We start from the raw sequence: 25,531 nt of genomic DNA, 5'->3' as shown, positions 1-25,531 counted from the left end.
CCGTCCGGTCTTTCCAGGCAAAGGCACAGGTCCACTAGACCTGCATGATTTCCTTTTCCTTCTCGCCAAGCAAGCGGTCGATTTCGGAAATCGTCTCGTCCGTCATCTTCTGTACGCGTTCGGATTGCGCACGGCTCTCGTCCTGGCCGATTACACCGTCCTTTTCGGCTTTCTTGAGGCCGTCCATGCCGTCACGGCGGACATGGCGAATCGCGACCTTGCTCTTTTCGGCATAGTCGTGCGCCACCTTGACGAGCGACTTGCGGCGCTCCTCGTTCAATTCCGGCAGCGGAATACGCAGGCTCTGACCGTCGACGATCGGGTTAAGGCCGAGATTGGATTCGCGGATGCCGCGTTCGACCGCGCTGACCATTGACTTGTCCCAGACGGAAACCGTCAGCATGCGCGGCTCGGGCACGGTGATGTTGGCCACCTGGTTCAAGGGCACGCGCGAACCATAGGCCTCGATCGTTACCGGATCGAGGATGTTGGCCGAAGCACGGCCGGTGCGCAGCGATGCAATGTCGCTCTTGAATGCGGAGACCGCGCCATCCATCCGGCGCTTCAGTTCCTTGATATCGATACCTTCACTCATGTCGATGCTCCCGTTTAGAGCGATGCCGAAAAGTCAGCGGCTTTCGGACATCTGATGCTCTAATTCTTTAATGTAGAACATGTTTCAGATTTCAGGCCAACCGGACCTAAAGCTCGATCATGTTCTAGCGAGGGCTGCGCCGAAACCGCGGCGCGGCTTGTATCAGTTGTCGGAGACGATGGTCTTGAGGCCACCGCCCGTCAAGATTTCAGCAAAACCACCCTTCTCGTGGATCGAGAAGACGATGATCGGAATGGAATTTTCCCTGGCGAGCGCCACCGCAGCAACGTCCATCACCGCAAGCCCCCTGTCCAGCACTTCCTGGTGCGTCAGGCGGTCGAAGCGGGTCGCATCGGGGTATTTTTTTGGGTCGGCGGTGTAGATGCCGTCCACCTGCGTGCCCTTGAAGATCGCTTGAGCGCCCATTTCGGCAGCACGCAGTGCGGCGGCGGAATCGGTGGTGAAGAAGGGATTGCCGGTGCCGCCGGCAAAGATCACCACGCGTCCCATCGACAGATGATAAAGGGTCGCTCGCTGCGAGAAGCTCTCGCAGATCTCCGGCATGGAGATGGCCGAAAGCACCACCGTATCGATGTTCAGCTTGCGCAGCGAGGTTGCCAGCGCCAGCGCGTTGATGATGGTGCCGAGCATGCCCATATGGTCGCCGGTCACGCGGTCGCCGCCTTTGGATGCGACTGCGACACCCCGGAAGATATTGCCGCCACCGACGACGACGCCGACTTCCACGCCCATGTGCCTTGCCTCGGCAATATCGGATGCAATCCGGTCCGCCACCGTGACATCGATCCCGAAACCCTGGGCACCCATGAGCGCTTCGCCGGAAGCCTTGAGTAGAACGCGTTTATAGACAGGCTCTAAAGACATCTTGGCTCCTCGTAAATTGCCGTGAATGCCCGATACACGAAGGGCACCGCGTTGTCACGCGATGCCCTGGCGTTTTCCCAATTATGGCTGAAAGATCAACCCTTGACGGCAGCCGCAACTTCGGCTGCGAAATCGGTCTCTTCCTTCTCGACGCCTTCGCCGAGCAGAAGACGGGCCATGCCGGCAACTTCGATCGGCGCGCCGACGGCCTTTTCAGCTTCCTTGATGGCGGCTGCGACGGTGAGATCCGGATTGATGACGAAAGACTGCGAGAGAAGAGCGACTTCTTCGAAGAACTTGCGCATGCGGCCTTCGACCATCTTTTCGATGATGTTGTCGGGCTTGCCCGACGCGCGCGACTGCTCGATGAAAACGTTGCGCTCGCGCTCGGCGACGGCGGCATCGACTTCTTCCGGGCGGATCGCCAGCGGCGCGGTCGCGGCAATGTGCATGGCGACCTGGCGGCCGATTGCGTTCAGGGCTTCCTTGTCACCGGTCGACTTCAGCGCGACGAGAACGCCGAGCTTGCCGAGGCCGTCGGAAACCGCGTTGTGAATATAGGTGGCGACGATGCCGTCCTCAACGGACAGAGCGATCGAACGCCGCAGGTTCATGTTCTCGCCGATCGTTGCGATCGCATCCTTGATCGTGTCGGAAACGGACTTGCCGGATGCCGGATAGGTTGCGGCAGCCACCGCGTCGACAGTGCCATCCGTCGAAACGGCGACCTTGGCGATGCCGCGGACGAGATCCTGGAAGGCATCGTTACGGGCGACGAAGTCGGTTTCGGAGTTGACTTCGACGACGACGGCCTTCGTGCCTTGGCTCGAAACGCCAACGAGGCCTTCAGCAGCGGTGCGGCCGGACTTTTTGTCGGCCTTGGCGATGCCCTTGGCGCGCAGCCAGTCGATCGCCGCTTCCATGTCGCCATTGGTTTCTGCAAGAGCCTTCTTGCAATCCATCATGCCTGCGCCGGTCTTTTCGCGCAGTTCCTTCACCATTGCAGCCGTAATCTCGCTCATTATCTTCCTCTTGTCGGTTCAAACGGTGGACCGCAAAGCGGCGCGGCACCGGATTGAGGCACGAAATGTACCTGTATGTATGACAGCGTGATGAAGACGCGCCATAACGAAACTTTATTGGCGGAACGCCTGACGCCTCCGCCTTGAAACAGGTAAGGCCGCCGAACTTCGATGAGTCGCGAGCGGCCTTCCCAGTCTATGCAAGCTTCGACGGAGTTTTGTCTCCGCCCGCCTTCATCAGCCTTCGGCTGCTTCCTCGAGAGCCGGCTCGACCGGAACTTCGGAGGATGCGCCAAGATCACGGCCGGAAGAGCTCTGCTGGCGCGCAATGCCGTCGATGGCAGCGCGAGAGATCAGCTCGCAGTACAGGGCGATGGCGCGCGATGCGTCGTCGTTGCCCGGGATCGGATAGTCGATCAGGTCCGGATCGCAGTTCGAATCAATGATGGCAACGACCGGGATGCCGAGGCGCTTGGCTTCGTCGATCGCGATCTTTTCTTTGTTGGTGTCGATGATGAACATCAGGTCGGGCGTGCCGCCCATATCGCGGATACCGCCGAGAGCCTTGTCGAGCTTTTCGCGTTCGCGCTCGAGGTTCAGGCGTTCCTTCTTGGTGAAGCCCTGGGCTTCGCCGTTGAGGATCTCATCGAGCTTGCGCAGGCGCTGGATCGAGTTGGAGATCGTCTTCCAGTTCGTCATCATGCCGCCGAGCCAGCGCGAGTTGACGTAGTACTGGGCCGAGCGCTTGGCGCTGTCGGCGATGATCTCGGAAGCCTGACGCTTGGTGCCGACGAAGAGAACGCGGCCGCCACGGGCAACGGTGTCGCTGACAACCTGAAGGGCGCGCGACAGCATCGGAACGGTCTGAGCCAGATCGATGATGTGAATGTTGTTGCGGTCGCCGAAGATATACGGCTTCATCTTCGGGTTCCACCGATGGGTCTGGTGGCCGAAGTGGACGCCTGCTTCAAGAAGCTGACGCATAGAAAAATCAGGCAATGCCATGCCTTGTTACTCCTTTTCCGGTTGAACCTCCGCAAGACGAACAGCACCCTCGTCGAGGATGCCACCGGCGGAACAGCCCGGATTTCTCCCGGACGATCCCATGCCTTACGTGTGGAATGCCGGTGCCCATACATTCCGCCGGGCATAAAAGCAAGGGAAACATTCCATTCGGCATAAAAACAAGAATTATGCCGGATTTCCGGCCGACTGCCCTTCCGTGAAAATGCCGCCGCTCAGCTTGCGAGTGTCGGCAGCAGCGCCAGCACGACGCCGGCATCGGGCATCGGCAGGACGGCGTCGATCTCCGCGGGCAGCAGGCTGGTGATTGCGCTGTCGGCGTTTCCGGTCGCCGTCCCCATCGGACCGCGGAAGCCGTGCCGCGTCCAGGCGAACTCCTGCAGCCGCGGGCTGATCAGCGCCTCGATCAGGCGGTTGGCGTTCTCATCGACGACGATCTGCGCGATGTCGCGCCTCAGCGTGTCCTTGTGACGGTCGAGCTCCAGGCCAATCCGGTCGATCTGGCCAGCCACGTCCTCGAACTTCTCCTTAAAACGTTCGAGCCGGGCTTTTGCGGAGAGGAACATGCGGCTGAGAAAGCCCTTGTCTTTCAGCGATGCCGGATCGAGGCTCTTCGACTTGAGGATGATGTCGGTCAGCAGGCGACCGACCTCGCCGAGATCCTTGTTGCGGACCTCGCGCAGAATCCTGTCGGCATAATCGCTGACAGCCTGCTGGGCGCGGTCGCCATAGACCGAAATGCCGGCTCGATCGGTGATATCGATGCTATCGGAAATGCGGGCAACTTCCGCCGGATCGGCGGCGACAACCGGCAGGGCGGCATTCTGTACAGTCGCGAGATCGGTATCGGCCATAGTGAGGCTTTCCAGGCTTGCGGCGCATAATGGTCTGGAGGCCTATTGCGCAACTGCAGGCCCCGTCGCAATGGACTGGCCGCTGCAATCGCTCCGATCACAAGAGCAGGACGACAGAAGGCGATTCAGTCATCGCTGGTCGCCGACACAATAATGAACTTCGTGATACAGTTTTATGGCAGTGGAGAAACGGCGGCCTACTTGCAGACCTCAGCCTTGTGATCGAGCAGCTCGAGCTTGGCTAGCTTCCCGGTCAGAACGAAATCGCCATAATCCATCGTCAGGTCCCGGGTGATGCCGTTCTCGTAGAGCTTGAACGACATGCGATAGACCGGCAGCGAATCCGATTTTGCATTCTCGTTGAAATAGGCGATGGTCACCGGCCAGAAGGCCGACTTCGAGAAGGCACCGGCATTGCCGGCATCGGCCTCCTCGGCAGCAGGCGTTTCCTGCTTGCCGACGATCGTTGTCGTCACCAGCGACTTGTCGCCGTCATCGGAACCATCGAAAACGCGGGCTTCGAAGAAGCGTTTTCCCTCTTTGGCGTTCTGGATCACATCGAGCATGTGTTCTGTCGGAAAGCGGCTTTCGCCAAGCTGCAGCTCGCGGCTCGCCGGCTGCTTGAGATCGACTTTGACGCCATTGGCCTGATTCTCGGCCGCGCCGTTAACCTCCTTGTCGAGCTGGTCGTCGGTGAAGGATTTGGTGTCGAAGGTAAACTTGCGGTCCTTCAGGTTCTCGAAGGTCTTTGTCTGCTGATCGCTGACGCGCACGCTGTCGCCAGTGTCGATCTGCGTCACGAAGCGGAAATTTGTGGTGAAGCCCTGGCAATAGTTGCCGTCGAATTCATAGACCATGCGCCCGTACATGGAGGCGATGCCGGAGCGGTCGGACGCATCCTTCAATTCCAAATCGTAGACCGCGCGATGGGCGACGAGGCCGGTCGCGATCGCAGCACTTGCCGCAGGCGCAGCCGCCCATGCGTGGGCGGAAAGGCCGGCGAGAAGCAGAGCGGCTAGACTCGATCGGAACATTCATTCACTCCTATTGGACTCGGCCGCGATGTTATATGAACTCTTTCGGCCAAATCGAGGCTCGAAGCTGTCATATTAAAGATTCTAGTCTTGATGCATAATTTTGGAAACATTGACAACAAAAGCGGAGACGAAAATGTCCAATGAAATTGCTGGACGCTTGAGCGAGATGGGGATAACCCTGCCCGAAGCCGCAGCACCCGCCGCAAATTACGTTCCCTATGTCATCAGCGGCAATCTTCTCTACATCTCCGGCCAGCTGCCGCTCGAGGGCGGCAAAGTCGCCGCATCGGGCCATCTCGGCAAGACCATCGACGTTGCGAGCGGCCAGCGCGCCGCCGAACTCTGCGCCATCAACATCCTCGCCCAGGCCAAAGCTGCGCTGGGCGGCGACCTCGGCCGCATCCGGCGCGTCATCAAGCTGAACGGTTTCGTCGCCTCGGCGCCCGACTTCATCGAGCAGCATCTCGTCATCAACGGTGCTTCGAACCTGATCGCCGGTGTGCTCGGCGAGGCCGGAAAACATGCGCGCGCCGCCGTCGGCATGGCCGCTCTCCCGCTCAACGCCGCCGTCGAGATCGACGCTATCATGGAAATCGCGGAATGACCAATGCGGACTGGATCAAGGACGTGCCGGTCGCCCATCGCGGCTATCACGACCTGAATAAGCTTGTCTGGGAAAATACGCTCTCGGCCTTCTCGCGCGCCGTCGAAGCCGGCTTCGCGATCGAATGCGACCTGCATTACGCCTCCGACGGCGTACCGATCATCTTTCATGACGAGGATCTTCAGCGTCTGTGCAATCTGAACGGCGACGTCCGCGAGCGCACCTCCAGGGAACTCGGGCTGATCGCCGTCGGCGGCACGGGAGACAAGGTGCCGACGCTCAGCCAACTCCTCGATCTTGTCCAGGGCAAGGTGCCCCTGGTGCTGGAGCTGAAGGGCCGTGAGGCCGACGACGAAGGCTTTGCTGAATCCGTGCTCGAAGTGCTTGAGGGCTATGAGGGCAAGGTCGCGCTGATGAGCTTCGACCATTGGCTGCTGCGCGATCTAAAGGCGCTTAGCTCGCCCTACCCGCTCGGGCTGACCGCCAACGGCAACACGCCGGAGGAGTTTGAGATCCATGCCAAGGCGATGCAGATCGGTCTCGATTTCATCTCCTATTATTATGACGACCTGCCGAATGCCTTCATCACGGGCGAACGCGAAAAGGGCATTCCGGTGATTACCTGGACGGTGCGAGACGAAGAGGCGCGCCGGCGCACTTTCGCCAATGCAGACCAGATGACCTTCGAAGGTTTCGACCCGCGTGCGGTTTGACGCTCGCTTTTTGGCCAAGATCATGCGCAGACTGAAACAGAGCCGAAACCCTCCTCCCACAGGCTTCGCATCCGCCGCATGACCGATGAACTGTCCATTCGCGTAGAACGCTCCTTCACCGCGATTTCCCCGGAGAGCTGGTCCAGGCTTTCCGGGGCGTCGAAGCGTGGCAACACGCTTGCCTACAATCCTTTCGTTTCGCACGCCTTTTTGTCGTCGCTGGAAGAGTCCGGCTCGGCCACAGCCGAAACCGGTTGGCTCGGCCACCACCTGTTACTCGAAACCGATCGCGGCGAGTTGATCGGCGCCCTGCCCGGCTATCTCAAAAACCACAGCCAGGGCGAATATGTCTTCGACCACGGCTGGGCCGACGCTTTCGAGCGGGCCGGCGGGCGTTATTACCCCAAGCTGCAGTGCTCGATTCCATTTACACCCGCGACCGGGCCGCGTCTTCTCGTCGCCGAAGGGTTGCAGCGTCTGCCGATCCAGAGCGCGATTGCCGAAAGCCTGAAGGAGGTCGTGCGCCGGCTCGACATCTCCTCGGCGCATATTACCTTCGTGCCCGACGAGGAGATCGGCGTCTTCGAGATGGACGGCTATCTGCACCGCACCGACCAGCAGTTTCATTTCATCAATGACGGCTATGCCAATCACGACGACTTCCTCGAAACGCTCGCTTCGCGCAAACGCAAGGCATTGCGCAAGGAGCGCCGCGCCGCGCTCGAAACCGGCATCAGCATTGACTGGCTGACCGGCCGCGATCTGACGGAGCGGATCTGGGACCAGTTCTTCAAATTTTACATGGATACCGGCGGCCGCAAATGGGGCCGGCCCTATCTCACCCGCAAATTCTACTCGCTGATCGGCGAGCGCATGGCCGACGATATCCTGCTCGTCATGGCCAAGCGCGACGGACGCTATATTGCCGGCGCAATCAATTTCATCGGCGGCGATACGCTCTACGGCCGTCACTGGGGCTGCATCGAGGACCACCCCTTCCTGCATTTCGAGGTCTGCTATCACCAGGCGATCGACTTCGCCTTGGCGAAGGGGTTGAAACGGGTCGAGGCCGGAGCGCAGGGCGAACATAAGCTCGCTCGCGGCTACCTGCCGGTGACGACGCACTCCGCTCATTATGTCGCCCATGCCGGACTGCGCCGCGCGATCGGTGATTATCTCGCGCGCGAGCGCGCCGATGTCGAGCAGATGAGTGAGCTGCTGAGCGAGCACAGCCCCTTCCGCAAGGGTGAGCGTCAGCTGGAGGATTGACGCCGCCCCGGCGAGCGCGCTACCCGATCAAATGGAACGTGAGGAGATTTCGCGATGACCAGCGCCTATGACGACAACAATATTTTCGCCAAGATCCTGCGCGGCGAAATTCCCTCGCACCGAATCTACGAGGACCAGCATACGGTCGCCTTCATGGATGTGATGCCGCAGGCGCCGGGCCACGTGCTCGTCGTTCCGAAGGCGCCTTCGCGCAATATCCTCGATGCCGATCCCGCCACCCTCGTCCATGCCATTACCGTCGTTCAAAAGGTCGCCCAGGCGGTCCAGCAAGTTTTCGACGCCGATGGCGTGTTCATCGCCCAGTTCAACGAACCGGCGGCCGGACAAACGGTGTTCCATCTGCATTTCCACATCATCCCCCGCCATGAGGGTGTGGCGCTCAAGCCGCATTCGGGCAAGATGGAAGATGGCGCCGTGCTTGCCGCCCATGCCGAAAAGATCCGGGCGGCCCTGGCATAACGCGAATTCCTGGCAACGACGGAAACAGAAAAAGGCCGCGGATACCGCGGCCTTTTCCGATTCGGTGACGAACTCTCACTTCTTGCGCGGAACCTTGGGAACCGTGCTTCCCTTCTTGGGGGCGTCGCGGACCTCAGGCTCGGCCTGCGGGACCGTCTTGGCGCGGGTCTTGCGGGCCGTCTTCGTCTTCAGCTCGCCATCATCCTCGTCGTCGGTTTCGGGATGGACGACCTCGGCCTCCGGCTTCGGCTTGATCGGCGCCGTATCCGGAATGGCTTCCAGCAGGATACCGGGCTTGCCGTCTTCCTTCGGGCCGACGGTGACGTTGACGACGCCGCCCTTCTTCAGCTTGCCGAAGAGGATTTCGTTGGCGAGCGGCTTCTTGATCGTGTCCTGGATTACCCGGGCCAGCGGGCGGGCGCCCATCTTCTCGTCGTAACCCTTCTCTGCAAGCCAGGCGATCGCATCCTCATGCAGGTCGAAGGTGACGTTCCTTTCGGAAAGCTGGGCCTCCAGCTGCATGATGAACTTCTGAACGACCTTGTGAATGACCGCCGTCGGCAGCGCCGCGAACGGGATGATTGCGTCGAGACGGTTGCGGAACTCCGGCGTGAAGAGACGGGTCAGCGCCTCCTCGTCCTCGCCGGTGCGCTTGGACGAGCCGAAGCCGATTGCCGCCTTGGCCATTTCGGAGGCGCCCGCATTCGTCGTCATGATCAGGATGACGTTGCGGAAGTCGATCTTCTTGCCGTTGTGGTCGGTCAGGGTGCCATGGTCCATGACCTGCAGCAGGATATTGTAGATATCCGGATGCGCCTTCTCGATTTCGTCGAGCAGGACCACGCAATGCGGATGCTGGTCGACGCCATCGGTCAAGAGGCCACCCTGGTCGAAGCCGACATAGCCGGGAGGTGCGCCGAGCAGACGCGAGACCGTATGCCGCTCCATATATTCCGACATGTCGAAGCGCAGGAGCTCGACGCCGAGCGACGCTGCCAGTTGCTTTGCCACCTCGGTCTTGCCGACGCCGGTCGGACCGGAGAAGACATAGGCGCCGATCGGCTTGTTCGGCTCGCGAAGGCCGGCACGCGCCAGCTTGATCGATGTCGAAAGCGCTTCGATCGCGATGTCCTGTCCGTAGACCACCGAACGCAGTTCCTGCTCGAGATTGGCAAGCACGGCCTCGTCGTCCTTGGAGACGGTCTTCGGCGGAATGCGGGCCATCGTGGCGATCGTCGCCTCGATCTCCTTCTCGGTGATCAGCTTGCGGCGCTTCGACGGCGGCAGCAGCATCTGGGCCGCACCCGTTTCGTCGATCACATCGATCGCCTTGTCCGGCAGCTTGCGGTCGGAGATGTAGCGGGCCGACAGCTCGACGGCCGACTTGATGGCGTCGTTGGAATAACGCAGATGATGATATTCTTCGAAATAGGGCTTCAGCCCCTTCATGATCTCGATCGCATCATTGATCGACGGTTCGCTGACGTCGATCTTCTGGAAACGACGGACCAGCGCCCGGTCCTTCTCGAAGAACTGGCGGTATTCCTTATAGGTGGTCGAACCGATGCAGCGGATCGCGCCCGATGACAGGGCCGGCTTCAGCAGGTTCGATGCATCCATCGCCCCGCCCGAGGTGGCGCCGGCACCGATCACCGTATGGATTTCGTCGATGAAGAGGACGGCGCCCGGATATTCTTCCAGCTCCTTGACGACCTGCTTCAGCCGTTCCTCGAAGTCGCCGCGGTAGCGCGTGCCGGCAAGCAGCGTGCCCATGTCGAGCGAGAAGATCGTCGCATCGGCGAGCGCCTCGGGCACCTTGCCTTCGACGATGCGCTTGGCCAGCCCTTCGGCGATCGCCGTCTTGCCGACGCCGGGATCACCGACATAGAGCGGATTATTCTTCGAACGGCGGCAGAGGATCTGGATGGTGCGGCTGACCTCGGCATGACGGCCGATCAGCGGGTCGATCTTACCGCCCTTGGCCTTCTCGTTGAGATTGACACAATAGGCTTTGAGCGCATCCTGCTGCTTCTTGGGGCCGCCCTCTTCCTCGCCGCCGCGCGCCGTCGGCTTGCTCTCGGCCTCCTCTTCGGCGCCGCGCGGAGTACGGGTCTCCGACGCGCCCGGCCGCTTGCCGATACCGTGGGAGATGTAGTTGACGGCATCGTAACGGGTCATCTCCTGCTCCTGCAGGAAATAGGCGGCATGGCTTTCACGCTCGGCGAAGATCGCGACGAGCACGTTTGCGCCGGTCACTTCTTCGCGGCCGGATGACTGCACGTGGATGACGGCACGCTGGATGACGCGCTGGAAACCGGAGGTCGGCTTGGAATCCTCGTCGTAACCGGTGATCAGATTGGAAAGTTCGTTATCGACATATTCGACGAGCGTCTTGCGCAGCGCGTCGAGATCGACATTGCAGGCGCCCATAACCGCGGCCGCATCGGCATCGTCGATCAGGGCGAGCAGCAGATGCTCGAGCGTCGCATATTCATGATGCCGCTCGTTGGCAAAGGTCAGTGCCTGATGGAGCGCCTTCTCTAAACTAGGCGAAAATGTTGGCACGTTCAGATCCTCACTTCTTTTCCATGACGCATTGCAGCGGATGCTGGTGCTGCCGGGCGAAGTCCATCACCTGGCTGACCTTCGTTTCCGCTACCTCGTATGTGAATATTCCGCACTCGCCGACGCCGTGATTGTGGACATGGAGCATGATGCGGGTGGCACTTTCACGGTCCTTCTGAAAAAAACGCTCCAGAATATGAATGACGAATTCCATGGGCGTATAATCGTCATTCAAAAGCAGCACGCGATAGAGGTTAGGCTTCTTGGTCTTCGGCTTGGTGCGCGTGATGACCGAGGTTCCGCGATTTCCGTTGTCCCCGTTCCTTTCGCTGTCGTTCTGCATCCGGATCGGCTTTGCGATCATTGTCATTCATTCCTCGATCAATCCGGCGGAGCATGGGAGGGTGCTTTTCCCGCCGAATATCTGAAACACTAACTTAGTTCATAATGGGCCGATTTTAAGCCCCCTGTCAGACACTGCAATCAAGAAATGCCGGCATGCACGGGAAAGACCCAAAATGTCCCCGGACGGTCCGACGCAGCAATGAAAGTGGAAACAAAAAAGACCGGCTACAGGTGCGTAGCCAGTCTTTATTTTTCAATATATAGCGCAGGTTGCGCTTTTGACCTTGCTTTAGGCGGCAGCGGGGGTCGCCGGCTGCGGCGATTTCGGCGACTTGACTACGCCAGCGGCAGCAGCAGCGATCGGCGCCTCATAGGGCTTGTAGGCGGATTTGGCGAGATCGGCATACATTTCGCCGAGCTTGGTCGTCTCGGAGACGAAGCTCTCATAGGCCGATTTGACGTAGCCGGTCTGCAGTTCGAAAGCGGCCTCGAAGCTCCTGACGCCTGCCAAGGTTTCGAAATGCGTTACGGCATCCTGAAAGGACTTTTTCGAATATTCAGCGGCCTCCGCGGCGATCGCCTGAAAGCCCCTGGTCGTCTCGGAATAGGTTCTCAGCGCCGTATCGACGGCTTCCTTGCTCTTTTTGTTGGCTTCGTCAAAGTTGAACATGGCCGTCCTCCGTTGGGCTGTTGGATGGCGGCAGGGTAGCCGCAACGCACAAATAGTCAAGTAGTCTTGTGCGACGCAAAACATCTCAAGGTTGCGTTACAGCAATAAGACAAAGCGAGCGCGCCGGTGAACGTACCTCTTTAACGGTTTTTGCTAATATATGTCATATTGTCACAACCAGACGTTTTAAAAAAAATCTGATTCGGCAGCAAAAAAACGAAAAAAACCGGGCGGATGTCGCCGCCCGGTCCGCTTCAAGCTCTCATGCGCGATCAAAGATCGACGTCGAGGATCGCCATCGAAAAGTTGTAGGAGCGGTCGCCGTCCTCGTCATCGACATAGACGACGCCCAGAAATTCTTCGCCGAGATAGACTTCCGCAGAATCATTCTTGCGCGGACGCGCCTTGACGACGATCTGCGGGTTGAGCGTACGTTTGAAGTAGGCGTCGAGCTTCTTGATTTCTTCTGGCTTCACTCTGTCATCTCCGTAAGCGGCCTTTGATTGGCCGCTTCTTGCACAGGAAAAGCAGCGGTGTAAAGGCGGTGTCGCCGCTTGGCGATGACTGTCCCCGCTCAGGTTCCGTCGCTTATTCTGTCTTTCCAGCGCCGACACTCAGATATCGGCGCCGATTACCTGATCCATATTGCGCGACGGCTCGGAACAACCGGCCTCGCCCACAACCTTGGCCGGCACGCCTGCGACCGTCTTCTTGGGGGGCACCGCCTTCAGCACCACAGAGCCGGCGGCGACGCGCGAGCAATAGCCGATCTCGATATTGCCGAGGATCTTCGCACCGGCGCCGATCATGACGCCGCTGCCAATCTTCGGGTGGCGATCAGCGCCCTCCTTGCCGGTGCCGCCGAGCGTCACGCCGTGCAGGATCGAGACATTGTCGCCGATGACGGCCGTCTCGCCGACGACGAGGCCGGTGGCGTGATCGAGGAAGATGCCCTTGCCAATACGCGCAGCCGGATTGATGTCGGTCTGGAAGACGCTGGAGGATCGGCTCTGCAGATAGAGCGCGAAATCACGCCGGCCACGATTCAACAGCCAATGGGCGAGACGATGCGTCTGCAGCGCATGGAAACCTTTGAAATAAAGCACCGCCTCCATGAAGCGCAGGCAGGCGGGATCGCGGTCGTAGATGGCCTGGATGTCGACGCGAAGAATGGAGCTCCACTCCGGCCAGTCGAGCAGCATTTCCTCAAAGGTCTGACGCAGCAGGTTCGCCTGCATATCCGGATGGTCGAGACGTTCGCAGATGCGGTGGATGACGCATTCCTCAAGCGAATGATAATTGATCACCGTCGAATAGAGGAAGGCCGCGAGAACCGGATCCTTTTCGGCCGCGATCCGTGCTTCCTCGCGCAGGCTGTCCCAGATGGGATCCATCACCTTCAGCGGATGGCCAGTCTCAAAAGCACGGATATCTGTTTTGGCGACCATCGCCGCTCTCCTCGTTGCCAGCCGGAATGCCGTTTCGGAATGCCCATATATAGTGGAAAACGCCAATAACATAAACGGGTGCCGTCACCATGGTTTTTTAGCATGGTTTTTCGGCATCACGATGATGTCACCCCTCGGCAACCCTTGCGTAGAAGGCCAGCACCGCCTGCTTGAAAACCTTATCGCCGACGGCGAGCATGTGATCGCGGCCGGGAATATCGAGCGCTTCGGCCTCGGGCATCAGGGCAGCCAACTCCTGCGGCGAGCCGGCGATATCGTCCTTGGTGCCGACGCCGATCAGGGTCGGCATGTCGAGCTTGCCCATATCGGAGCGAGCGACAAGGTCGCGCGAGCCGCGGATGCAGGCGGCTAGCGCAGTGCGGTCGCTTTTCGTCTGTTCGGCGAAGGCGCGGAACATGCGGCCGCGGTCATGCGTCACGACCTCCAGCGACGGAGCCAGCAGCGCATCGGCGATCGGATCCCAGTCGCCGACCCCGTCGGTCATGCCGATGCCGAGGCCGCCGAGCACCAGCGAGCGGACGCGATGCGGATTGGCAAGTGCTGCAAATACAGAAATGCGCGCCCCCATCGAATAGCCCATGAGATTCGCCTCAGGGATGCCGAGATGATCGAGCAAGGCGATCGCATCCCCGGCCATGACCCAGGGGCGATAGGCTTCGGCATCGTGCGGCTTGTCGCTTGCGCCATGGCCGCGATTGTCGATGGCGATCACCCGGTAGCCCGCATCGCCCAGCGTCTTCAGCCAGCCCGGATGCACCCAGTTGACGCTTGCCGTCGAAGCAAAGCCATGGATCAACAGGACAGGCACGCCGGAGGGGTCGCCCTCGTCGAAAAAGGCGATCTTCAATCCATCATGAGTGAAGCTTGAAAATGCGGGTGTATTCAGGTTCATCGGGCCTTCCTTTTGGCGCGACCATAGTCGAGCCGCCTCTCGGCGGGAAGCCAAAATTGTGGGTAAAAACTGTGCCCGGCACGGCGCTTTGGCTCTACACATTTGAGACGAAGGCTTATAAGGTTCGCGCACTTTCAAAGCATTCGGAGAGCGACATGGCCGGCCACAACATTCCCCATTTCCAGAACGACGGCGGTCATCGCGTCATCGAAGTCGGCGTCAAGGAATTCATGTGCACCGGCGCTTCGGTTCCTTTCGACCATCCGCATATCTTCATCGACATGGGCGACGACAACGAGAAGGTCTGCTCCTATTGCTCGACGCTTTACCGTTATAATGCATCTCTCAAGCCGAGCCAGACCAATCCGGCCGGCTGCGTTTTCCACGTGAAGGCGGCGTAAACCGTCCAGAATCCGGATCGGACTGACAATGCCGGTCGAACATGCCGCCATCATCGGCGCCGGCATTGCCGGGCTGACAGCTGCGCTTGCGCTTTCGCGTTGGGGCATCAGCTCGGAGATTTTCGAGCAGGCGGATGAACTCGTCGCAGTTGGCGCCGGCTTGCAGGTTTCGCCGAACGCCTCCCGCATCCTCGCAGAACTCGGCGTCATCGAGGGACTTTCAAAAGTCTGGCTCGAACCGGAGGCGATCCGGCTGATGTCAGGCGGTTCGCTGCGCCAGCTCGCGGCCGTGCCGGCCGGCAAATTCGCGCGACAGCGCTGGGGCGCATCCTACGGGGTCCTGCACCGCGCCACATTGCAGAATGCGCTTCTCACGGCGGTCGAAGCCGATCCGCTCTGCCGGCTTCATCTTGGTGTGCGAGTGGAATCGAATTCGCCGCCTGTCGAGCGCGCTGCCGATGTCGTCATCGGCGCGGACGGCGTTTGGTCGAAGCTCCGGCAATCCATTCCCGGCAGCTCCTCGCCGCGTTTTTCCGGCAATATCGCCTACCGCTTCACCATTCCCGAAGACCAGGCGCCAGGCTTCCTCGACCGGACAAGCGTTTCGGCTTTCCTCGGCGGATCGGCGCATCTCGTCTGCTACCCGCTGAGGGAGACCGCCAGCATCAACATGGTGGCGATCACCGCCGGCAATGCCGCGCCGCAGGCCTGGCGAAACGAGCCGACCGCAGAGCAGCGCGCGCGGCTCCGGGCGCAGCTTTCCGGCTGGAACAGCGCGATTACGTCGCTGCTGGAAAAACAGCCGAAGCTGACGTTCTGGCCGCTCTTCGAAACCACGCCGGGCGCGTGGCAGGACGGCCGCAAGACGGTTCTGATCGGCGACGCCGCGCATGCGATGATGCCCTTTGCCGCCCAGGGAGCGGCCATGGCGGTCGAAGACGCCTACGAACTTGCCGCGTTTCTCGCCAATCGTCCCGTGGCGGAAGCGCTGACGCTCTTTGAAAGGCATCGCGCGCCGCGCATTGCAAAGCTTCGCCAGCGCGGCGCCTTCAACAAATTTGCCTATCATGCGAAGGGCCCGATCCGGGTAGGCCGCGATCTGGTGCTCGGCCTGAAGCCGCCGCAAAGCCTGGCTGCCGATCTCGACTGGATCTACGGCTATCGGTCTCAGCACACACTGTAAGGCGCCACAAACGGCCGCAGCATCCTGCCGGCACCTCGTCAGACGGCGCTTGCGGCCGCAAAACCCCGTTCAATGTCGGCCTTGAGATCGGCCACGTCCTCAAGGCCGATCTGCAGGCGGATAACCGGCCCTTCCTTCGGGGCCCTGGCGACCTTGCGGTCATTGAGATACGCGTGCAGCGCGAGGCTTTCAAAGCCGCCCCAGGAATAGCCGAGACCGAAAATCCTCAGCGCGTCGAGGAAGGCATGCGCCTTCGGTTTGAATTTCTCGGGGCTCTCAGCGGCAAGCACGAAGGAAAAGATGCCGCTGGCGCCCTTAAAATCGCGCTTCCAGATGTGGTGGGAGGGGAAACTCGGCAGCGCTGGATGCAGCACGCGGGCGACGCCCTCTCTGCCCTCCAGCCATTTCGCAATATCAAGCGCGCTTTCATAATGCCGCTCGAGGCGCAGGCCCATGCTGCGCAATCCGCGCAGGATCTGATAGGCATCGTCGGGTGCGCCACAGATGCCAAGGGCACCGTTCGCCTCCTTCAGCCGCTCCCAGTGCTCGGCATTGGCCGATACCGTTCCGAGCAGGATATCGGAATGGCCGGACGGATATTTCGTCGCCGCATGGATGGAGATATCGACGCCGTGATCGAGCGGCCGGAAATAGAGCGGCGTCGCCCAGGTGTTGTCCATCATGACGACGGCGCCTCGGCGATGGGCGACCGCCGCGATCGCCGGAATATCTTGCATTTCGAAGGTATTGGAACCGGGAGCCTCGGTATGGACGAGCCTGGTGTTCGGCCGGAACAGCGTCTCGATGCCGGCGCCGATCGCCGGATCGTAATATTCCACCTCGACACCGAGGCGCTTCAGCATCGTATCGCAGAAATGGCGCGTCGGGCCATAGACCGAGTCGACGACAAGTGCGTGATCGCAGGCGGCGACAAACCCGAGGAACGGAATGGTGACGGCTGCCAGCCCCGAGGGGACGAGGATCGTGCCGGCCGAACCTTCGAGCGCATCGATCGCCTCGCAGAGCGCATCCGTCGTCGGTGTGCCGCGCGTACCATAGGTATATTTCTGCGAGCGCGTGTCCATCGTCGCCGCGTTCGGAAACAGGACCGTCGAGGCATGCACGACCGGCGGATTGACGAAGCCGTGATAATCGAAGGGGTCGTTGCCGATATGGGTCAGGCGGGTATTGATGCCGGCGGTCTGCAGCAAGCTGTCTTTGTCTTTCATGTCGGAAATAGCCTTTGGCGAGGGGCGCAAAGCCAGACTTTTGGACGCCTCGCCCGATCCGGTCAACCCCTTGACCAGGGGGACAACTGTCGCCTCGGTTTTTCAAATTAGCGTTATTTTTCCGCAAGCGGGCGCTCATTTCCTAGCCAACCGCCTTCGAATGCGGCGCAATGCGGCAAAATTCTGAATTTTGCCGCAATTATGCATGGCGACACTTGACCATAGTGACATTTGCGACTGTGATAGGGTACTCGCGCCGGGAGGGTGTCGAGACGATGGGGGTGGCAGAGTTTTCCGCCGGAACGCCCACAAGAAAAGATAATACAACGGAAAAGGTTGGGAAAAAAATGAAGAATAAGCTTCTGTCCGCCGCGATTGGCGCAGCAGTTTTCGCTCTTGGCGCCTCGGCTGCTTCGGCCACGACTCTCGGTGATGTAAAGGCAAAGGGTTTCATTCAGTGCGGCGTCAACACCGGGCTCGCTGGCTTTGCCGCGCCTGACGCTTCCGGCAATTGGGCAGGCTTCGACGTCGACTTCTGCAAAGCCGTCGCTTCGGCCGTCTTCGGCGATCCCACCAAGGTGAAATTCACCCCCCTCAGCGCCGCCAATCGCTTCCCCGCGCTTCAGTCCGGGGAAATCGATGTCCTCGCCCGCAATACGACCTGGTCGATCAACCGCGATACGGCGCTTGGCCTGAACTTCCGTTTCGTCAACTATTATGACGGCCAGGGCTTCATGGTCCGCAAGAGCCTCAACGTGAAGTCGGCGCTGGAACTTTCCGGCGCGTCTGTCTGCGTTCAGTCGGGCACGACCACCGAGCTCAATCTCGCCGATTATTTCAAGGCCAACAATCTCCAGTACAATCCGGTAGTCTTTGAAAAGCTGGACGAGGTCAATGCGGCCTATGATGCCGGCCGTTGCGACGTCTACACAACCGACCAGTCTGGCCTCTATTCGCTGCGCCTGACGCTGAAGAATCCGGACGAACATACGATTCTGCCGGAAATCATCTCCAAGGAACCGCTCGCCCCGGCCGTACGTCAGGGTGACGACCAGTGGTTCGATATCGTCAGCTGGGTCGGCTATGCGATGATCAATGCCGAAGAATTCGGCATCACTCAGGCCAATGTCGACGAGATGAAGAACTCGCCGAATCCCGATATCAAGCGCTTCCTCGGCGTCGAGGCGGATACCAAGATCGGCACCGATCTCGGCCTGACCAACGACTGGGCTTACAACATCGTCAAGAACGTCGGCAATTACGGCGAAGTCTTCGAGCGCAACATCGGCCAGGGCAGCCCGCTCAAGATCGCGCGCGGCCTTAACGCGCTGTGGAGCAAGGGCGGCATTCAGTACGCTCCGCCGGTTCGCTGAGCGGCATCACGCATGAAGCCGGAAAGGCGGGCGACCGCCTTTCCCCCTCCAATAAAAAAGCTCCGAAAAGGAGCATAATGGGGAATTGGCCAAGCATGACGCATCAGGCTTTGGAATCAACACGTCTATCCAGAAGCGGCTGGAGTTTTCAGTCCGCCCTCTACGACCCGACAGCTCGGGGTATCTTCTTCCAGGTTCTCACCATCGTCCTGCTGGTCGTCTTCGTCTGGTGGGTTGCGCACAACACTGCCGTCAATTTGGCGCGCGCCAACATCGCGTCCGGCTTCGGCTTTCTGAACGGCCGCGCCGGCTTCGAGGTCGGTCAGTCATTGATCGCCTATTCAAGCGATTCGACCTATGGCCGCGCGCTGGTCGTCGGCCTTCTGAATACGATCCTGATCGCCGTTACGGGCATCATCACCGCCACGATCATCGGCTTCATCATCGGCATCGGCCGCCTGTCGAGGAACTGGCTGATAGCCAAGCTGTGCACGGTTTATGTCGAGGTCTTCCGCAACATCCCGCCGCTGCTTGTCATCTTCTTCTGGTATTCGGGCGTTCTGGCAGTTCTGCCGAATGCGCGCGAGTCACTGCATCTGCCGCTCGGCGCCTATCTGAACAACCGTGGCCTTTCCTTTCCCAAGCCGATTTTCGGCGAGACTTTCTGGCTCGTCGGCGTCGCCTTCGTCGTCGCGATCATCGCCGTCATCGCCACGGCCCGATGGGCGCATCGCCGGCAGGCGGCGACGGGTCAGCAGTTCCATACGATCTGGGCTTCGATCGGCCTGCTGATCGGCCTGCCGCTTATCGCCTTCCTAGTCGCAGGCGCGCCACTTTCCTTCGATTATCCGATCGCAGGCAAGTTCAACCTCACCGGGGGTTCCGTTGTCGGGCCTGAGTTCATGTCGCTCTTCCTGGCACTTTCCTTCTACACCGCTGCCTTCATAGCCGAGATCGTGCGCGCAGGCATTCGCGGCGTGCCGAAGGGACAGACGGAAGCTGCAGGCGCACTCGGGCTTCACCCCTCATCGATCACCCGGCTGGTCGTCATTCCGCAGGCCTTCCGCATCATCATTCCGCCGCTGAGCAGTCAGTACCTCAATCTGACCAAGAACTCGTCTCTGGCCATCGCTATCGGTTTTGCCGATCTCGTCGCCGTCGGCAGCACAACGCTGAACCAGACTGGTCAGGCTGTCGAGGTGATCCTCATCTGGATGGTCATTTACCTCAGCCTCAGTGTCGTGACCTCGCTGTTGATGAACTGGTTCAATGCCAAAATGGCGCTGGTGGAGAGGTAAGATGAGCAACGCTTTTGTCAGAACCGCCATACTGGCGCCGGAGCCGCCGCCCTCAGCAGAGAAAGGCCCTGTCGCTTGGATTCGCCGCAACCTCCTTGCGACGCCGAAGGACATCGTCCTTACCATCCTAGCGCTGGTCTTTGTCGTTTGGGCCCTCCTGCACGCGCTCGACTGGCTCTTCGTGCAGGCGGTTTGGAGCGGCCCTGACCGCACCTTCTGCGCCACTGCCGTACAGGGCGGCATTCAGCCGGATGGCTGGAGCGGTGCATGCTGGGCCTTCGTCAACGCCAAATTCGACCAGTTCATCTTTGGGCGTTATCCGCTCGACGAGCGCTGGCGCCCGACCCTCGTCGGCATTCTTTTCGTACTCCTGTTGGTGCCGATGCTCATTCCTTCGGCGCCGCGCAAGGGGATCAACGCCCTGCTGCTGTTCGGCGTGCTGCCGATCATTTCCTTCTTTCTGCTTTACGGCGGATTTGGCCTGGAAATCGTCGAGACGCCACTCTGGGGCGGGCTGCTGGTGACGCTGGTGCTCTCTTTTGTCGGCATCGCGGTCTCCTTCCCGCTCGGCATCATCCTGGCGCTCGGAAGGCGCTCGCGGATGCCGGTCATCCGTACGTTCAGCGTCGTTTTCATCGAAGTGGTCCGCGGCGTGCCGCTGATTACGGTCCTGTTCATGGCGAGCGTCATGCTGCCGCTTTTCCTGCCGGCCGGCTGGACGGTGGACAAGCTCTTGCGCGCGATCATCGGCGTATCGATCTTTGCTTCCGCCTATATGGCGGAAGTCATTCGTGGCGGCCTTCAGGCTATTCCCAAAGGCCAGTTCGAGGGGGCGGATTCTCTAGGGTTGGGCTACTGGCAGAAGATGCGATTGGTCATCATGCCGCAGGCAATCAAGCTGGTGATCCCTGGCATCGTCAACACCTTCATCGGCATGTTCAAGGACACCTCGCTGGTGTCGATCATCAGCATGTTCGACCTGCTCGGCATCGTTCGCCTCAACTTCGTCGATCCGAACTGGGCGACCGCAGTAACGCCGCTAACGGGGTTGATATTCGCCGGCTTCGCCTTTTGGCTTTTCTGCTTTGGCATGTCGCGCTATTCAGCATTCATCGAACGTCACCTCGACACCGGCCACAAACGATAAAAATGAGGGAAAACAATATGGCTGAAGCTCCAGCTAAGAAGCTCACCGTTTCCGCAACGGAAGTGGCGATCGAAATCGTCAACATGAACAAGTGGTACGGCGATTTCCACGTGCTGCGCGACATCAATCTGAAGGTCATGCGCGGCGAACGCATCGTCATCGCCGGCCCGTCCGGTTCGGGCAAATCGACGATGATCCGCTGCATCAACCGTCTCGAAGAGCACCAGAAGGGCCAGATCATCGTCGACGGCACCGAGCTCACCAACGATCTGAAGAAGATCGACGAGGTGCGCCGCGAGGTCGGCATGGTGTTCCAGCACTTCAACCTCTTCCCCCACCTGACGATCCTCGAAAACTGCACGCTGGCGCCGATCTGGGTGCGCAAGATGCCGAAGAAGCAAGCTGAAGAAATCGCCATGCACTTCCTGAAGCGGGTCAAGATCCCGGAACAGGCCAACAAATATCCGGGTCAGCTTTCCGGCGGCCAGCAGCAGCGCGTGGCGATCGCCCGGTCGCTCTGCATGAACCCGAAGATCATGCTGTTCGACGAGCCGACTTCGGCACTCGATCCCGAAATGATCAAGGAAGTGCTCGACACGATGGTGGGTCTCGCGGAGGAAGGCATGACCATGCTCTGCGTCACCCACGAAATGGGCTTTGCCCGCCAGGTCGCCAACCGCGTCATCTTCATGGATCAGGGCCAGATCGTCGAGCAGAACGCACCGGCCGAGTTCTTCGACAACCCGCAACACGAGCGCACCAAACTGTTCCTCAGCCAGATCCTGCACTAAGTCCGAGAAGCTTAGTTCGCGAAAAGACCCGCCGTGCCTTCCGCACCGGCGGGTCTTTCACGTTCAGTGGGAGACCGACGCCTGCAACAGACTGCACAGACCGGCAAGACCGGCATCGCCGCTGCCGGCGGCGGAGATATCGGCGCAACGGACAAGCATCTTGCGTTGCTCGTCCACGGGTCTCTCTCGAAACGCCGCAATCGTGCGAGCCTGCGATGCGCTGAGGGTGCCGTTACGAGCAGCTGTCATCCCGCCCCTGTCGTTCGCGTCGCCAAGGGCAAGCTTCGTGCCTGCTCCGCTACTACCGCCAATGGAAGCCGTGGCCTTGTCATCGACCTCCCGGGAGCCGGCAGTCCGGGCGTTGATATCGGCATTGACGCCGCGATCGCCGCCGAGCCTGGCATTAGCGCCAGGCGCGAGATCACTGCCCCCGACAATGGCATTGACATTGGCATCGATACCGCTGCCGCGAGCACTGGCGGACGCATTTGCGTCAACGCCGTTCGAGCCGCCTGTGGATGCGTCGGCCGTCGCATCAACCCCGTTTTCGCGGCCAAGCGAAGCTCCGACGTCGGCGCTGGTGGGATTGCCTGCATTTACCGACACGCCAATGTCAGTCGCGTGTGCATGGTCTGCCGGCATGGCAACAACGGCGCAGGCGGATGCGAACAGGGCAATTGGCAGTCTACTGTGCATTTGAGTCATCATCTTCCTCCGTTTTCATATGCCGGACGGTTCGTCCGACCTGCGAAAATCGAGGAACGCGCGTGCCTTCGATCGATTGGACGCCGAGTACCCCCGACATCCATGCCAACCAACGAGAAGGACTTGCCAAGGTTTCATTCCAGCCCGTCGTGAACCTGCGCGGCGGCCGAGAATGACGGCGCGTAGTTATCACTGAGTAAGCGTTACGAAAGCTACTGTGCCAAAAACAGGCATGAGCGAGAATTTCTCCCCAATTTAGCCGCTGTATCTAAATTCCGAAGGAGTACGCAGTAATCATAAGTGGCTGCTTAGTTGCAGCTGTCGACACGGCGGCCGGCCAACTCGATCGCCCTCGCAGCGCCTGCTCCGGTTTCTCGCTGCTCTAGTGCAGGAGCAAAAAAGATCTTCGTTCGTCTGGATATGCCCGGCCGGCCTCCATGTTCAGCATGTTCCTATTTTACGAAGCCGGAGGTTCAAGAATGGGCATTTTCGACAAGATCAAACATGCAATCTTTGGAGAAGCAAAAGCAGCCGAACCTGTCGCCAGCGGCGCAGCGAAGACAGTGCCAGCCCAGGCTCCCGTCTCACCCCCGTCAGCCCCCAGTCCGACGCCTGCGTCCTCTCCTGCGCAAACTAAGCCGGCCTCGGCCCCGGCGACAGCGACAGTCGATATTGTTCCGATCCTCGACGCGGCTGTGAAGAAGAGCGGCCAGAAACTCGATTGGCGCCATTCGATCGTCGACCTGATGAAGGCAGTCGGGATGGATGCCAGTTTGACTGAGCGCAAGGAACTCGCCGCCGAACTCGGTTATACCGGCGATACCAACGATTCCGCGAAAATGAACATGTGGCTGCACAAGGCGCTGATGAAGCGGCTTTCAGAAAATGGCGGCAAGGTGCCGGCCGATCTCCTCGATTGATCTCGGTTGCTGACAAAAGCTGCCGCCATTCTGTGGCGGCAGCCATCCCGGCACCTTCCAACCCCCTTGCCCACAGGCGCTGAAATCAATAACGTTCCGGCAGATGACTTCGAAAATCGATCTGGGGAGCGCTTAATCCAATGCGATTGATGGCAGTTGTTGGTCTTGTGCTTAGCTTCGGCTGTATATCAGCCGCAGAATCTCCGTCTAACTATCAATCCTACAGCGGTATTCGGGTCGATACCGACCCGGTCCTCCTCGCCCGGTATGACAAGGCGCTCCAGCGGTGCGTGCCGGAAGCAGGTTCGCGGCAACGCGGCTCGCCGGACCAGAGAAGCCTCGATTATAACGCGGCGCTCAGAAATTGCCTCTATCGACGCGGCTTCGTCGACCGAGGCGTCTACGCCTACCCCATTCCAGAAGTGTACTTCGAGCACTTCCTGGACCGCTGAGAAGAACCGAACGGTTCTAGTCTCCCATAGGACTTCAAAAGTCAGGAACACAGGCCCGGCTGTATCGGCGTGGCTTGTCGACGGCGACCGCATATCAGCTTTGGCCGCTGTCGGATGGCCGGCCCTTGCCGTCCGGCAATTACCACAGGGATGATGAAAGCTGCAGCGCGGCTTTCAGGGCAACGGGAGCAGCGGGATCGATCGAGCTCCATAAGTGCGGAGGTCGGGAGCTGCGGGATAGACTGCGAACCTCAATCGACCGTCGAAACTGCGTGCACGTTCAAGTCATCTCGAACTTCGTAGAATTTGTCGCCGTCGATATAGATAAAGTGGCAGCTTGGCTTTTCGCCTTTGCCGGCAGAACAGGCCTTATCGCCCTTGAAAGTGAGTTTCGTTTTCACGTCGATCGTTTTGCCGCCGACATCGGCTTTACCGGTAATGGTGTCCTTTTTCCAACTCCCAACGAGTTCGGCGGACACAGGCTTTTCCAGATCGAGAATTTCTACTTTCACAGGCTTGCCGTCTGCAAAAGCTTTGAACTCGTCCATTGTAGCCTTTTTGGCCCCCGCAGGAAGATCAACGGCGTAGGCATTCATTGCAAATGCAGCGGCGCCGATGCTCAAACAAATCGTTCTCATACTCGCCCCCCAAGAATTGACAGGGAGGGTACACGCCGTTTTCGGCGGCAGCATCCCGCCTATTGTGGCTAGGAAGAGTTTGGCGCAGGTTGAAACATATATAATTCTGCTACATTTCAACTTTTCGGCGACATCCCCAGAATTTATGTCTTCGTCTTGGCTGCGTCACACTACATGAAATAGACCTGTTGCGACGATTACTGGACAGTCTTGAATAATATTATTCGCGTCCGCGATGTATCAAAGATGATCTCCATGGAATTGCTTGCCGCCTGCGTGACCACATGTCAGCCAACCGAAATCGTCATGGCTCCGGTATCGGAAAGACCAGCCCACGAAGAAGAGCAATATTTCTCTCCCTATAGAACAACCGCGAGGCCGAGAGCGTCTGAACATTCGCCATGGCGCTCGATGTGCCGCCGAAGGAACCGCGCCCAAATTGGATCAGCCGCCTCCATGCCAGATGAGGGGTCCGAACAAATTTCCCTTATAATCTGGCGATTAGACCCCAAAGTATGGATGAATCGCCCTGCCCACGCTCTCTAAATCGGCAGGGTTCGAGTTCAGGATTGTTCAGGATATGCCACTAGCTGAGGAGTGTCTTTCGGCGCGATCGCACGCATTCGATGCCGTGGCGCTGAGTATAGGCTTCCGCCAGAGCCTGCGCTTCGAAGGCGAATTTCACCTGCCAGCATGTGTCGGCGGAGGAGCGGTGTGCCCATTATCTAATCAGTCTTGAAAGCGACTCATGATCGAATCGAGCACCACGGAGAGGGTGTTGGCCTTGACACGGCCATCTCAATTAGCCCCAATCGTGAAGGCGAAGCTGCCAAAAATTGAAAAATTCACAAAAAATGTTGATCCCGCCTTGGCGGCAGGATTCCAGTCACGTCCATCAGGTTTTCCTAATCTTTTCAATGGGTGGGTGTCGCCATGGTTGTAGAAAGAATAATTCGCGGTGTGCGAGATAT

26 protein-coding genes and 2 pseudogenes are annotated in these 25,531 nt (G+C 59.5%); 12 read left to right on the top strand and 16 right to left on the bottom strand.

All coding sequences use genetic code 11. The features are described from left to right. Positions 1-34: 34 nt before the first annotated feature. The 7 genes and pseudogenes from frr to NXC14_RS10245 all read right to left on the bottom strand — a co-directional run bounded on the left by frr (position 35) and on the right by NXC14_RS10245 (position 5,413). Positions 35-595 (bottom strand): ribosome recycling factor, encoded by a 561-nt coding sequence (gene frr / locus NXC14_RS10270; protein WP_004678618.1) that lies wholly within the window; start codon positions 593-595, stop codon positions 35-37. 162 nt (positions 596-757) lie between these two features. Further along, positions 758-1,480: a UMP kinase gene (gene pyrH / locus NXC14_RS10265; protein ID WP_011425194.1), complete on the bottom strand. Its 723-nt coding sequence runs from the start codon at positions 1,478-1,480 to the stop codon at positions 758-760. Between the two features lie 95 nt (positions 1,481-1,575). Next, positions 1,576-2,502 (bottom strand): translation elongation factor Ts, encoded by a 927-nt coding sequence (gene tsf / locus NXC14_RS10260; RefSeq protein WP_085778047.1) that lies wholly within the window; start codon positions 2,500-2,502, stop codon positions 1,576-1,578. Between the two features lie 237 nt (positions 2,503-2,739). Continuing rightward, a complete protein-coding gene (rpsB, locus tag NXC14_RS10255) occupies positions 2,740-3,507 on the bottom strand; it encodes a 30S ribosomal protein S2 (RefSeq protein WP_003573382.1) in 768 nt (255 codons plus the stop codon). Positions 3,508-3,740: 233 nt separating this feature from the next. Next, positions 3,741-3,962, bottom strand: a pseudogene (locus tag NXC14_RS33330) (hypothetical protein); the annotation flags it as partial. A 3-nt stretch (positions 3,963-3,965) separates the two neighbouring features. Further along, positions 3,966-4,379 (bottom strand): annotated as a pseudogene (locus NXC14_RS33325) (toxic anion resistance protein); the annotation flags it as partial. A gap of 197 nt (positions 4,380-4,576) precedes the next feature. Then, the gene (locus NXC14_RS10245; RefSeq protein ID WP_085778045.1) at positions 4,577-5,413 is read right to left on the bottom strand and encodes a cell envelope integrity EipB family protein; all 837 of its coding nucleotides are present in this window, start codon (positions 5,411-5,413) and stop codon (positions 4,577-4,579) included. 136 nt (positions 5,414-5,549) lie between these two features. Here NXC14_RS10245 and NXC14_RS10240 point away from each other — a divergent pair, with 136 nt between their 5' ends. From NXC14_RS10240 to NXC14_RS10225, 4 genes are all read left to right on the top strand, one after another. Beyond that, positions 5,550-6,020 (top strand): RidA family protein, encoded by a 471-nt coding sequence (locus tag NXC14_RS10240; RefSeq protein ID WP_085778044.1) that lies wholly within the window; start codon positions 5,550-5,552, stop codon positions 6,018-6,020. After that, the gene (locus NXC14_RS10235) at positions 6,017-6,733 is read left to right on the top strand and encodes a glycerophosphodiester phosphodiesterase (RefSeq protein WP_085778043.1); all 717 of its coding nucleotides are present in this window, start codon (positions 6,017-6,019) and stop codon (positions 6,731-6,733) included. Before NXC14_RS10240 ends, NXC14_RS10235 begins: the two co-directional genes overlap by 4 nt. A gap of 78 nt (positions 6,734-6,811) precedes the next feature. Further along, positions 6,812-8,002, top strand: a complete 1,191-nt coding sequence (locus tag NXC14_RS10230) for a GNAT family N-acetyltransferase (RefSeq protein WP_085778042.1) — start codon at positions 6,812-6,814, stop codon at positions 8,000-8,002. 54 nt (positions 8,003-8,056) lie between these two features. After that, on the top strand, positions 8,057-8,482 hold the full coding sequence (locus NXC14_RS10225) for an HIT family protein (RefSeq protein WP_085778041.1): 426 nt from the start codon (positions 8,057-8,059) through the stop codon (positions 8,480-8,482). Between the two features lie 75 nt (positions 8,483-8,557). On the opposite strand, the gene clpA is transcribed toward NXC14_RS10225, so the two are convergent. The 6 genes from clpA to NXC14_RS10195 form a co-directional block, all read right to left on the bottom strand. Continuing rightward, positions 8,558-11,047 (bottom strand): ATP-dependent Clp protease ATP-binding subunit ClpA, encoded by a 2,490-nt coding sequence (gene clpA, locus NXC14_RS10220; RefSeq protein WP_085778040.1) that lies wholly within the window; start codon positions 11,045-11,047, stop codon positions 8,558-8,560. A 10-nt stretch (positions 11,048-11,057) separates the two neighbouring features. Then, the gene (clpS, locus tag NXC14_RS10215; protein ID WP_008526939.1) at positions 11,058-11,411 is read right to left on the bottom strand and encodes an ATP-dependent Clp protease adapter ClpS; all 354 of its coding nucleotides are present in this window, start codon (positions 11,409-11,411) and stop codon (positions 11,058-11,060) included. 270 nt (positions 11,412-11,681) lie between these two features. After that, complete coding sequence (locus NXC14_RS10210; protein ID WP_085778039.1) at positions 11,682-12,062, bottom strand: phasin family protein; 381 nt, start codon at positions 12,060-12,062, stop codon at positions 11,682-11,684. A gap of 272 nt (positions 12,063-12,334) precedes the next feature. Then, entirely contained in the window at positions 12,335-12,538 is a 204-nt protein-coding gene (locus NXC14_RS10205; protein WP_008526943.1) for a DUF3126 family protein, read from the bottom strand. 138 nt (positions 12,539-12,676) lie between these two features. Continuing rightward, positions 12,677-13,510, bottom strand: a complete 834-nt coding sequence (cysE, locus tag NXC14_RS10200) for a serine O-acetyltransferase (protein WP_064709189.1) — start codon at positions 13,508-13,510, stop codon at positions 12,677-12,679. A gap of 127 nt (positions 13,511-13,637) precedes the next feature. Continuing rightward, positions 13,638-14,423, bottom strand: coding sequence for an alpha/beta hydrolase (locus NXC14_RS10195; RefSeq protein ID WP_085778038.1), 786 nt, complete (start codon positions 14,421-14,423; stop codon positions 13,638-13,640). Positions 14,424-14,578: 155 nt separating this feature from the next. Here NXC14_RS10195 and NXC14_RS10190 point away from each other — a divergent pair, with 155 nt between their 5' ends. Both NXC14_RS10190 and NXC14_RS10185 read left to right on the top strand, forming a co-directional pair. Continuing rightward, positions 14,579-14,824 (top strand): zinc-finger domain-containing protein, encoded by a 246-nt coding sequence (locus tag NXC14_RS10190; RefSeq protein ID WP_011425183.1) that lies wholly within the window; start codon positions 14,579-14,581, stop codon positions 14,822-14,824. 28 nt (positions 14,825-14,852) lie between these two features. Further along, entirely contained in the window at positions 14,853-16,007 is a 1,155-nt protein-coding gene (locus tag NXC14_RS10185) for an FAD-dependent monooxygenase (protein ID WP_085778037.1), read from the top strand. Positions 16,008-16,045: 38 nt separating this feature from the next. Here NXC14_RS10185 and NXC14_RS10180 read toward each other — a convergent pair whose 3' ends face one another. Further along, a complete protein-coding gene (locus NXC14_RS10180; RefSeq protein WP_085780059.1) occupies positions 16,046-17,236 on the bottom strand; it encodes a cystathionine beta-lyase in 1,191 nt (396 codons plus the stop codon). 347 nt (positions 17,237-17,583) lie between these two features. On the opposite strand from NXC14_RS10180, the gene NXC14_RS10175 reads away from it, so the two are divergent. The 4 genes from NXC14_RS10175 (at position 17,584) to NXC14_RS10160 (ending at position 21,845) form a co-directional block, all read left to right on the top strand. Beyond that, the gene (locus tag NXC14_RS10175; protein WP_085778036.1) at positions 17,584-18,609 is read left to right on the top strand and encodes an amino acid ABC transporter substrate-binding protein; all 1,026 of its coding nucleotides are present in this window, start codon (positions 17,584-17,586) and stop codon (positions 18,607-18,609) included. Positions 18,610-18,704: 95 nt separating this feature from the next. After that, complete coding sequence (locus tag NXC14_RS10170; RefSeq protein ID WP_085778035.1) at positions 18,705-19,907, top strand: amino acid ABC transporter permease; 1,203 nt, start codon at positions 18,705-18,707, stop codon at positions 19,905-19,907. A gap of 1 nt (position 19,908) precedes the next feature. Next, entirely contained in the window at positions 19,909-21,054 is a 1,146-nt protein-coding gene (locus NXC14_RS10165; RefSeq protein WP_085778034.1) for an amino acid ABC transporter permease, read from the top strand. 17 nt (positions 21,055-21,071) lie between these two features. After that, positions 21,072-21,845: an amino acid ABC transporter ATP-binding protein gene (locus NXC14_RS10160; RefSeq protein WP_085778033.1), complete on the top strand. Its 774-nt coding sequence runs from the start codon at positions 21,072-21,074 to the stop codon at positions 21,843-21,845. 63 nt (positions 21,846-21,908) lie between these two features. Here the strand turns inward: NXC14_RS10160 and NXC14_RS10155 are convergent, their stop codons facing one another. Then, positions 21,909-22,550: a hypothetical protein gene (locus NXC14_RS10155; protein WP_085780058.1), complete on the bottom strand. Its 642-nt coding sequence runs from the start codon at positions 22,548-22,550 to the stop codon at positions 21,909-21,911. A gap of 479 nt (positions 22,551-23,029) precedes the next feature. Here NXC14_RS10155 and NXC14_RS10150 point away from each other — a divergent pair, with 479 nt between their 5' ends. Further along, positions 23,030-23,470, top strand: a complete 441-nt coding sequence (locus tag NXC14_RS10150; RefSeq protein ID WP_085778032.1) for a DUF3597 domain-containing protein — start codon at positions 23,030-23,032, stop codon at positions 23,468-23,470. A 140-nt stretch (positions 23,471-23,610) separates the two neighbouring features. Then, complete coding sequence (locus NXC14_RS10145) at positions 23,611-23,922, top strand: hypothetical protein (RefSeq protein ID WP_085778031.1); 312 nt, start codon at positions 23,611-23,613, stop codon at positions 23,920-23,922. Between the two features lie 251 nt (positions 23,923-24,173). On the opposite strand, the gene NXC14_RS10140 is transcribed toward NXC14_RS10145, so the two are convergent. Next, entirely contained in the window at positions 24,174-24,545 is a 372-nt protein-coding gene (locus tag NXC14_RS10140) for a hypothetical protein (RefSeq protein ID WP_245362143.1), read from the bottom strand. Positions 24,546-25,531: the final 986 nt, after the last annotated feature.

Origin of the sequence: Rhizobium sp. NXC14, assembly GCF_002117485.1 — a bacterium.
In the GTDB taxonomy this organism is placed as follows: Bacteria; Pseudomonadota; Alphaproteobacteria; order Rhizobiales; family Rhizobiaceae; genus Rhizobium.
This window is presented reverse-complemented; position numbering and strand designations above follow the sequence as displayed.